Here is a 9,469-nt window from a genome sequence, read left to right as displayed (position 1 = left end):
GTCATCGTCCTCGACTGGACCTCGGCCCTGCCGCTGGTCTTCGACGACTTCGCCTTTCCCACCCATGAGAGCGTCCGGGGCTTCAGCCTCTCGGGCATCGCGGGCGGCGCGGTGATCGAGAGCGTCGCCCAGACCGGGCCGCGCCGGATCACCGTCACCCTGTCGGAGGAGCCTTCGGGCAGCGACATGCGGCTGCGCTATGCCTGGCGGGCGCCGCAATCCACCGATCCCGCCCTTCTGGCCGGGCGCCCCTTCGGCAACGGCGCGCTGCGCGACACCTTCAGCGCGCCCTCGCTCTTCTTCCCCGGCGAGGGGGTCCACCGTTTTGCCATCGGCTTCGACGCCGCCATCTGAGGAATGCCACCATGCCGATCACGCTGAATGCGACATTGCCCGCCGCCGCCACCCTGGGGACCTTCGTCGATGCCCTGCCGGCGCTGATGGCCGCCCCCGGGGTCTTCGGGATCTTCGACACCACGCCCGCCAGCCTGACCATCTCGGGCGGCGGGGTGGCGGAATGGGCCTCGCGCGGGGGGCTGACCAGCGCGTGGGTCCAGCCCGATGCCGGGGCCCGGCCGACCATCGACAGCGATGGCCGGGTATCCATGGGGGGCAGTTCCCGCATGGAGCTGCCGGGCTTCGGGACCGTGCCCGCCTTCACCATCGCCACGCGCTTTGCCAGTCGCAGCGACGCTGCCATGCAGACCATCTTCGCGGGCAGCGGCAACGGCGTCTATGCCCGGGCCTTCTGGCAGCCATCGACCCTGCGCACCCGGTTCGGGGATGCCTCGGCGCTGCGCGACATCGTCTCGCCGCCCGTGCCCCTGGGCGTGGTCTACGTGGTCGATGGCACCACCATCACCCTGCACACGGGCGGGCAATCGGTGACTTGGACCGGCACCGCGGCAAGCTATGCCCTGGTCTCGCTGGTGATCGGCGCGCAGACCACCAGCGCCGCGCCGGACAGCTTCCTGCGCTATGGCAAGTTCGGCGTCTGGCGCGCGGCGCTGGCGGGCCAGCACCTGGCGAACGCCAAGGCCTGGGTGGGTGCATGATGGCCGAGAAGCCGCCCCTGCCGCGCTTCATCCTCGAGGAGGCGCAAAAATGGATCACCCGGGTCATCTTCGCGGCCGTGGCCATGTCGCTGGTCTACCTGCTCTCGCCCTTGCGCGACCGGCTGACGCTGATCTGGCACGGGCCGGACCGGCTGGCCGAGATCTCGGAAAAGCTCGACCAGCTCTCGCAGGACGTGATGCGGGCCACGGGCGAGGATAGGGTCATTCAGGAGGTGGCGGGCCTCAGCTATGTCCGCGAGCCGGTCTACCAAGGCGATCCGATCACCCTGAGCCTGGTCGTGCGTCGCACCCGCACCGGGGCGGCCTGCACGCTGATCAGCCGCACGGCGATCTTCACCGACGAGGCCAACATCGCCAGCGCCGGGCCCGCGCAGAAGCCCGCCCGTCAGGTCGGCACCAACGAGACGCCGCTGCGCCTGCGCATGGACGTCCCGCCCCAGGTCGCCCCGGGGCGGGTCACCGTCTACCTGAGCCTCGAGTTCGACTGCGCCGGCCGCGCCGTCTATGACGCCACCCGCCCCGTGGCCTTCATGCTGCTGAGAAAGCCGGGGTGATCAAGCCGCGGATTGGCGAAGCACTTGGTCACGCGGAACTTCGAACTGCTCTTCGGGAGCTGCAGTTCGAAGTTCCAGCTCGACCTGGCCCTCCCCGACCAGGCGCGCCGCGACGCATTCCAGCAGTTGATCGTCATGGGCAATTCGGCCGCCGCTGACAAAGCTCGCGCAGGGGACAATGATTTTGAAGGTCACAGTAAAGATCCGATACCAATTACTGGCTTGGAAATACCAGCAATCCAAAAGAAGGCCACATATCCAAAAGGACAAGCCACGGGAATGTACAAGTGATTTGTAAAAAATCGCTTAACGGCAAGGCCATGGCGAACTTCCGAACGTCAGTTCGATCAAGGCTCCTCATCCCTTCGGAGGTGTGCCGCTACCCCCAACCGTCACGCGGATGCTGCTGAACCACCCGGGGTGAGCGGCGAACCATATACCCTCACAGCAAGGGGCCGCCTCGCTGACATGGCCGGGATATCGCCCGTGCCAGCGTTAAGCACACCCAACGCCCTCCCGCGCAGTCATTCAACCCCAGCCCCGCCCCCGTGCGGGGCTTTTTCATGTCCGGAGATCCTCATGAGTTACCAGATCCGCGCGCGCCAGGCGCGCTGCGCCGCCTTGGGCTTCTGGCCCGGTCCCATCGATGGCATCGACGGCCCCCGCACCCGGGCGGCCTATGCCGCAGCCTGCGCCGCGCAGGCGGCCAATGGCAGGCCCTTCGCGCACCCGACCGGCATCACCCGCATCCACTGGCACTGGACCGCGGGCAATCACCAGCCGAACGCCACCGACCTGCGGGCCTATCACTGCCTGATCCCCAGCGAGGGCGCCCCGCGCTGGCCGGTCGATCCGACCGCCGGCCGGTCCCACACCCTGCACGCCAATGGCGGTGCCGTCGGTGTCTCGCTCTGCGCCATGGCCGAAGCGCGGGAGCGCCCTTTCGATCCCGGCCGCGCGCCCATCACTCCTTGGCAGGTCTGCCAGCTGGCCCGTGTCACCGCGCGGCTCTGCCGGGACTACGACATCCCCGTCTCGCGCTGGTCGACCCTGTCGCATGCCGAGATCCAGCCCGCCCTCGGCATCGCGCAGCGCCAGAAATGGGACATCACCTGGCTGCCGGGCATGCCCGGCCCCGCCGATCCCGTCGGGGTGGGCGACCGCCTGCGTGACCTCACGTCCCGCGAGCTTCAGATCCTCTGAGCCCGCCGACACCCGAACAGAATGAACCACCGCCACTCTGGCCGCACTCGCAAAGGATAACGAGAATGAACAGCATCAAGACGATCGCCCCGATCCTGATCACCAAGACACGCAGTTTCTGGCTCGGTATCGTGCCGGCCGTATTGACCCTCATCGACATCATCGCCGGCACGATCACCGACGGTACGGCCGAGCCGATTGCCGGCGCGATCGCCGCTATCTTCGGACCCTTCTTTGGCGTCACGGCAGCAGAGGTCCACGCGTTCATGCTGGCAGTGGCACCGCTCTGCGCCCTGATCGTCGCGCATCAACGGTCGGGTCTGGCCCGCCCCTATACCAGCAGCCCTTCGAAAGAACGGGATCTGGTCCGAACCATCGAGGACGGCAAGAGCGCTTTCGAGGCAGGCAAGGCTTTCGGTGAACGGCTGCTGCAGAGCGGATCCCGACCCCAAGCATCGGCTCCGGCAGGTGCCAACCCCAAGCCCAATCCCAAACCCTGATCGCACATCCTGATCGGGGCGGCCGCATGGCGACCGCCCCGACGTCTTCGCCCCTCCGCGTCGCGGCAGGGGACCGGACCTTGCGGTCCGATCCGTGCGGCTAGTTTTCGACGGCCAACCGCACCGACCAGCGCAAAGCTTATGGTCGCCTGCACCCCGCGCGGGGCAGGTGCCGCCTAAGCGAGAATCACACCGTGAAACAAGTCAAACCCGCCGCTCCTGTCGCACCCTGGCTGGGGGGCAAGAAGCGTCTGCACGGGCGCATCATCCAGCGGATCGAGGCGATCCCGCACCGCACCTATATCGAACCCTTCGTGGGAATGGGGGGCGTGTTCCTGCGCCGCCGGTTCCGCCCGACCCTCGAGGTGGCCAATGACCTGAATGGCGAGATCATCAACCTGTTCCGGATCCTGCAGCGCCATTATCCGCAGCTGATGGAGGTGATGCGCTTCCAGCTGGCCAGCCGGCGCGAGTTCGAGCGCCTGCGCGCCACCGATCCCGCCACCCTGACCGACCTGGAGCGGGCCGCCCGGTTCCTCTACCTGCAGCGCCTGGCCTTCGGCGGCCAGGTCGGGGGCGTCTTCGGCGTGGCCGCCACGAACGGCCTGCGCTTTTCCCTGGCGCGGCTGGAGATCATCCTCGAGGAGGCGCGCGAACGCTTGGATGGCGTGGTGCTGGAAAGCCTGGACTGGGCGGACCTGATCGACCGCTATGACAGCGATCGCGCGCTCTTCTACCTCGACCCGCCCTATTTCGGGGGCGAGGCCGATTACGGCAAGGGGATGTTCGATCGCGGCCAGTTCGAGAAAATGGCCGACCAGCTGGCGCAGATCAAAGGCGGCTTCATCCTGTCGATCAACGATACGCCCGAGATCCGCGAGACTTTCGCTGCCTTTCGCTTCGAGGAGGTGTCACTGACCTACACCATCAGCGCCGGCGCCGGCACGCAGGCCAGGGAACTGATTATCTCGAACCGGTCCGAGGAGGCGCGACTGATCTGACAGTCACCAGACCGCTTGACTGGGCATAGTGCGTTCTTCATATGTTCTCACCATGTCCAGACGAAGTGACCCGCAATCCAAGATTGATGATGGCGCCTTTCCGGTGCGGATGCTCTTCGTCACTCCCGAGGGCGGGTTTGGCAGCGATATCGACGCCATCTATCGTTGGCTGAACCAGGAAGTGGGGCGAGACCAGTATGCCATCCACAGCGCAGGACGCGCGCCGGGGCAGAACGGCATCATCTATCGGATCGCGATCTACCTGAAGCATCCGAAGTTCGGCGTCGGTCTTTTGTCCGCCTTTCCCAATCTAAAGCTGGCAGATGGAACGCTTTCGTCCACCTACACCGCGCCTAGTCGTTCCCACGCATAGCAAGCGATTGAATGGGGATGTTCTGTACAAACGACGGAGCTTGGAGGCATGCAATATACATGAAGGGCGGTGGGCGGCCTGACCGCGGTGCAGCATACCAAGGGTCTCAGGATGCAGGAGCGGACGTTCGGCGCCGCCGCAGCACGATCGGCGCCAAGTCAGTCACGAAGGGCGGAGAGCGGAACTTCGCTGCGCTTCCAATCAGATCGGCCAAAACAATGGAAGCAGACGTTCAGAGTTGCCCCAAATCGAAGTTTCTAACGCTCTGCAGTTTTAAAGAGTTTCCACGCCCGGATGGGCATTTCCACCTATAAATCAGGCGCGAGCAGATGGCTGTCACGGCACATCATCTCATAATGTGGACCCTGTTGGTGGAATTCAAATACGCGACGGAAAACACTGCGAAGGCGGTCGCCCGCATCTGCATCAAAGTAGAATTCCTCCGCGCCAAGGTAGCCATGTGACCCGTCGTTGAGAGAGCGTCGAAGTGCGCCGAAGGCAAAGGCGTCCGCTCCATCAAGGTTGTCGAGGCCTGACATCCAATCTCTGTCGCCGATAAACTTGAAGTAGTGTTCCAAGATGCGCCGCATCGCATTGCAGAGAGCCACCGGGACTGTCGCTGGATCATTCACCTCGTCCCAAAGCGCACGATAGGCTGTCATGATCGGAGTATTCGTCCCGTGACTCGTCACCGACGAAACTCCAGCGGGCTTTCGGAGGATCCAATGCTTTGGATCTGGGGCTTTACCCTTCCAATAGCTACTGATCTCATGATGGAAATGTGCATTGTGTGTCAGCACAATGACTTGAGAGATCCGACCACCCGACGCACACGCGTCCTCGAACAGTTTTCGGACCATCGCTGCAACCGTATGCACTGCGGCGGCGTCTTGGCTTGTCATCGGGTCATCGATCACCACGACACGTCCTAAATTTTTTTCCGCTTCGTCGTGGTCGCCCGCCAAATGGTGGTAGAGATATACGAAGGCAAGGAAGGAACGCTCACCTTCCGAAAGCGTGTCGCCAGTCGGCGACCCATCGGCGCGATGAACCGAGTAGGTGCCATCACCCGATGTGGGCCGAAGGTGAAAGCCATTATGCCCCTGTAGTCGCAGCAGTTCATTGATCGCGTCGGCGGTTGCCTCAATGCCCGTGATGCCGCGCCGAAGCTCAGATATTTCTCCATTCAGCTGTGCGATTTTGGCTTTGCGCTGCTCAATTGAATTATTGAGGCCCTCGACCTTTTTCAGAAGCGGCTCTCGGCGCGCATCGTGACCTATGTATTCGGACCGCGTGTCTGCGAGGAAACGGCACCATACCTCCTCCTGCCACGCAGAGCGCTCACGGGCGAAATTCTTGGATAGATTCGTTTGATGATCAGCCTTGGCGTTAGCCCCATGTATGAATGACAGGATCATCTCAAAAGCGTCATCATCCGCTTCCAAATCGATTTCAGACGATGGAGCCGACAGCTTGCGATCAATGGCTTCGAGATTACGACGGTGGAGTTCTATCCACGCGGAAAATGCCTTGCTGGCATCTGCATCCAAAAATGGCGAGCCAGCCACCTCGGCGATCCATCCGTCAATAGCCTCGATATCCTTAGCGTAGATGTCTCTGTCCCGACGGATCGCCTCAATCCCGCTCTCATAGGTAGCGTTAAAAATCGCAGCGATGCGATTTGAAAGGGAGTGGTCGACAGGCTGTTGGCAGAATGGACACCGGCCGGAAGACTGCCGCAAAAGGGGGAGGCCCGCTTTCACCCAGTCAGCACTTCCGAGTTCTGCGACCAATTCAGCGATTGGCTGGTCGCTCGCCGGCACAAGAGGTCTGCGTAGGCGCTCTTCGATGACTTCTTCGGCCGACGGCTTGGGTGGAAAAGGCAGGCGCTCGGCTACCGCTGGTGGATTGCCAGCAAAGGTCTGCGCCTGCTCGAGAAGGTCGGCGAGAGACTTTGGTTCTTCGCCAGACCACCTCTCCGCACGGTCATAGTATTCGGTTGCAAAGCGGGCCTCGGCGCTCCATGTGCCGACGAACGTCAAAGATTTGTGCGGCGTCCATACTTCCTTTCTCTTATTCCAGATTTTCTTACTAAAATCCGCATTTTCAGCTTTAAGTGCAGGTTCACCTTCTGGTCCCTCCAAGTGCACCTTTGCAGATCCCAATCTTTCATTTTGGTCATCTCGCTCTCCCTCCTTCTGCTCCACCTCCCGCGCCGCAACCGCGTCATCACCGAGAGTGTAGATTCCGGGCATCGCCCGTGATGGATGGCAGTTTCGGGCGATATAGTCTCGCCCGAAAACGATCACCTCCTTGGGTCCTGAAGCCCATCCAGTGGCGCACGATGGATATGACATCAAGTCTGCGAGCACCCGACTGATGGTCGATTTACCCGAACCATTGGGTCCGAAAATGACGTTGCAATGCCCAAGGTCGTCGAGCCGGATACCAGTATCGGAAAAAGAGGCTTCAGAACGAATTTCAACAAAGGTCAGCATCTTTAAGAAGTATCCCTCAAAACTTTCCAGCCCTCAACGACCCGTTACGCGCTATAAACAGGCGCGCTATGGATTGGCGGCGATATCGCCTCGAGTTGGCACCTCCGAAGACCACCCCAAGAAAAAACCCTTCACCGCCAAGGGAGGGGCTTCCAAGTAGGCCGAATAGGCCTAAAGTTTTTCGCCGGTTGCGAAGCTGCAATTTATCTACCACTCCAAGTTAGCTTTCCGTATTTTATGCTGCAAGATGCGACGGATGGCCCGTTCGGGGGAAGCTGCACCGCAGCGATCAGCCAGGGTCTGAGCGGCAGGCTTGGGCCGAGTGCGCGAGCAGGGGCGGCGCCGTGCCGGTCCTGGCACCAGGGTCGGCAGATCGACGAAAAGAGTCCAATCTCGCCTTTCATCTAAAGCTCCCCGGCATTCCGAATGTGACAGAAGTGGTCATTTGTGTGCCAAGGTTAAGCTGATAATCTAGACGTCAGGATATTATGATCTGAACCTTATAGCGCCATCGCGCGCGGAGACTATTTACATGATCTACGCTTGGATTGATGGCGTAAAGCGGCAACCGATCGCCAAGGGCGAGCGCACCGTTTGCAAGGATTGTGGCGGGCTCCTCACCTCCGTCATGCCCGCTCAGAGCGTCACCCACTGGCGGCACAAAGCGGGCGATTGCGACCGCTGGAGCGAAGTCGAAGGCCCTTGGCATTTAGGCTGGAAAGAGCAGTTCGACACGGGATGCCGCGAAATTGGTCTTTATGACGCTGCGGCCGGTGAGTGGCACCGCGCCGATGTGCTGTGCGGTGCCGGCACGCCAATCGCCACCGTGCTTGAGCTGCAACACTCCAGCATTAGCGAGCAGGAGCGCAGGGAACGCGAGGCCTTCTACCTCCAGCAGCATCGCATGTTCTGGCTTGTCCACCTGCACGACGAGCATAGCTTCACCGGCACTAACTTCCGCCTGTCGCTAGGCCTCGGCGCACGCACTGCAACCGTTGACGGCCATAATTTCGAGATCGTGCACTTCGCGTCGCGCAGCAGCCAGTTCATCGAAAAGTGGAAGCGATCAAGCGCGCACGTCTTTTTCGATTATCAGGGCTACATCTTCTACCTCGCCAACGAGAGCGTTGCAGCGCGGGTCAATGGCGGTCTTCCGCTGAAGAAAGGCTATTTTGCCTATTCCCAGCTATTGCGGGAAGATTTCGTCCGTGCCGTGCACGGGACCGGCGGACACCATGAATGACCTGAACGCCAGCCCGATTTTGGAAATAAGCAAAGGCCTCGACAGCTATATGGCTTCGGCCGACGAAACCGCGGCTGAGCTGCTGCGGGGAGACAACAGCCTGGTGGCCGCGCTCCGGCACTATGACGATTATCTGCGCAGCGGGCTTTGGGCGCATGTGCCACGATCGTCTGCCATTGGCTTCGTCCTACAAATGAACGCTTACATGGTGTTTCTCGCCGGCGTGCGGATGGCCTTGAGCGGCCATGCGGCCGCTGTCTATCCCCTCCTCCGAACCGCCTTAGAATCCGCTTCCTACGGTCTGCTAATCGAGCGCGATCCCGGCCTCGCTGACATATGGACACACCGCCATCGCAGCGAGGCTGACAAGAAGGCCTGCCGCAAAGCCTTCACCTTTGACCAGGGAATAGTCCACCTGAAGGACATGGCGCCCGACGTTTATGACCTCGCTAAACTCGCCTATGAAGGCGCGATTGACTACGGTGCGCATCCGAATTTGAAGGGAGTCGCCAGCCACCTCTCGATCAACGCGAACCGTCCGGACGGCATGACCGCAGTAACGCTCGTTGCCCTGTATGGATCGGCGCACGGCGAAACTGTGCGCAGCCTTTGTGCCTGCCTCGATTTCGGGTTTGCGATTATCGGCATGATCGCCCTTACCGGTCCCGATCTCGATCCTGGCGATGACTTGGTAAAGCGTCTGATCGAGGAGCTTCAAGCGCTCAATGACCTGAAGAACGAAGCTGTTGCGCCCTATCAGCGCAACGAGTAGCTTTCTGCATGCCACACATTTTCGACGCCATATCAGGCGAGTAGCAACTGACTTGGCCGACGGCCGGAATTGGTTCGTTATGTGACCGAATGGTTTTGTGCTGGAAGCCAACATACAGTTGGGTCTCGCGGAATTTCCGCTTTGTCCCGCATAGCAGACTGTGACCCGCCGATCTCGCTTCGCTAGACACGAACGTCCGATCTGGGGAAGCTGCACCGCAGCGCCAGTCAGAGGCCGACCGGCGGCAAT

At 61.5% G+C, this 9,469-nt stretch carries 11 protein-coding genes; 9 read left to right on the top strand and 2 right to left on the bottom strand.

Annotated elements, in window-relative coordinates; translation table 11 throughout:
* From DKT70_RS18115 to DKT70_RS17030, 3 genes are all read left to right on the top strand, one after another.
* Positions 1-354: hypothetical protein (locus DKT70_RS18115; RefSeq protein WP_158530143.1), on the top strand; the 354-nt coding region annotated here is incomplete at its 5' end.
* An 11-nt stretch (positions 355-365) separates the two neighbouring features.
* A complete protein-coding gene (locus DKT70_RS17035; protein WP_111560262.1) occupies positions 366-1,055 on the top strand; it encodes a hypothetical protein in 690 nt (229 codons plus the stop codon).
* Positions 1,052-1,630, top strand: a complete 579-nt coding sequence (locus tag DKT70_RS17030) for a hypothetical protein (RefSeq protein ID WP_111560261.1) — start codon at positions 1,052-1,054, stop codon at positions 1,628-1,630. The genes DKT70_RS17035 and DKT70_RS17030 overlap by 4 nt, the downstream gene beginning before the upstream one ends.
* Here DKT70_RS17030 and DKT70_RS18520 read toward each other — a convergent pair whose 3' ends face one another.
* On the bottom strand, positions 1,631-1,825 hold the full coding sequence (locus DKT70_RS18520) for a hypothetical protein (RefSeq protein WP_233490649.1): 195 nt from the start codon (positions 1,823-1,825) through the stop codon (positions 1,631-1,633). It lies immediately after the preceding gene.
* A gap of 384 nt (positions 1,826-2,209) precedes the next feature.
* On the opposite strand from DKT70_RS18520, the gene DKT70_RS17020 reads away from it, so the two are divergent.
* From DKT70_RS17020 to DKT70_RS17005, 4 genes are all read left to right on the top strand, one after another.
* Entirely contained in the window at positions 2,210-2,833 is a 624-nt protein-coding gene (locus tag DKT70_RS17020; RefSeq protein ID WP_111560259.1) for a peptidoglycan recognition protein family protein, read from the top strand.
* 65 nt (positions 2,834-2,898) lie between these two features.
* Complete coding sequence (locus DKT70_RS17015) at positions 2,899-3,333, top strand: hypothetical protein (protein WP_111560258.1); 435 nt, start codon at positions 2,899-2,901, stop codon at positions 3,331-3,333.
* Positions 3,334-3,527: 194 nt separating this feature from the next.
* Positions 3,528-4,334, top strand: a complete 807-nt coding sequence (locus DKT70_RS17010) for a DNA adenine methylase (protein ID WP_111560257.1) — start codon at positions 3,528-3,530, stop codon at positions 4,332-4,334.
* Between the two features lie 52 nt (positions 4,335-4,386).
* On the top strand, positions 4,387-4,707 hold the full coding sequence (locus DKT70_RS17005; protein WP_146612686.1) for a hypothetical protein: 321 nt from the start codon (positions 4,387-4,389) through the stop codon (positions 4,705-4,707).
* Between the two features lie 308 nt (positions 4,708-5,015).
* Here the strand turns inward: DKT70_RS17005 and DKT70_RS17000 are convergent, their stop codons facing one another.
* Positions 5,016-7,205 (bottom strand): AAA family ATPase, encoded by a 2,190-nt coding sequence (locus DKT70_RS17000; RefSeq protein WP_111560255.1) that lies wholly within the window; start codon positions 7,203-7,205, stop codon positions 5,016-5,018.
* Between the two features lie 532 nt (positions 7,206-7,737).
* Here DKT70_RS17000 and DKT70_RS16995 point away from each other — a divergent pair.
* Positions 7,738-8,448, top strand: coding sequence for a competence protein CoiA family protein (locus DKT70_RS16995; protein WP_111560254.1), 711 nt, complete (start codon positions 7,738-7,740; stop codon positions 8,446-8,448).
* Positions 8,441-9,220, top strand: coding sequence for a hypothetical protein (locus tag DKT70_RS16990; protein ID WP_199559641.1), 780 nt, complete (start codon positions 8,441-8,443; stop codon positions 9,218-9,220). Before DKT70_RS16995 ends, DKT70_RS16990 begins: the two co-directional genes overlap by 8 nt.
* The last annotated feature ends 249 nt before the right edge of the window (positions 9,221-9,469 follow it).

It is taken from the genome of Paracoccus sediminilitoris (genome assembly GCF_003259195.1).
Taxonomy (GTDB): Bacteria; Pseudomonadota; Alphaproteobacteria; order Rhodobacterales; family Rhodobacteraceae; genus Paracoccus; species Paracoccus sediminilitoris.
The sequence above is the reverse complement of the archived record's forward strand: the minus strand, read 5'-3'. Positions and strand labels throughout refer to the sequence as shown.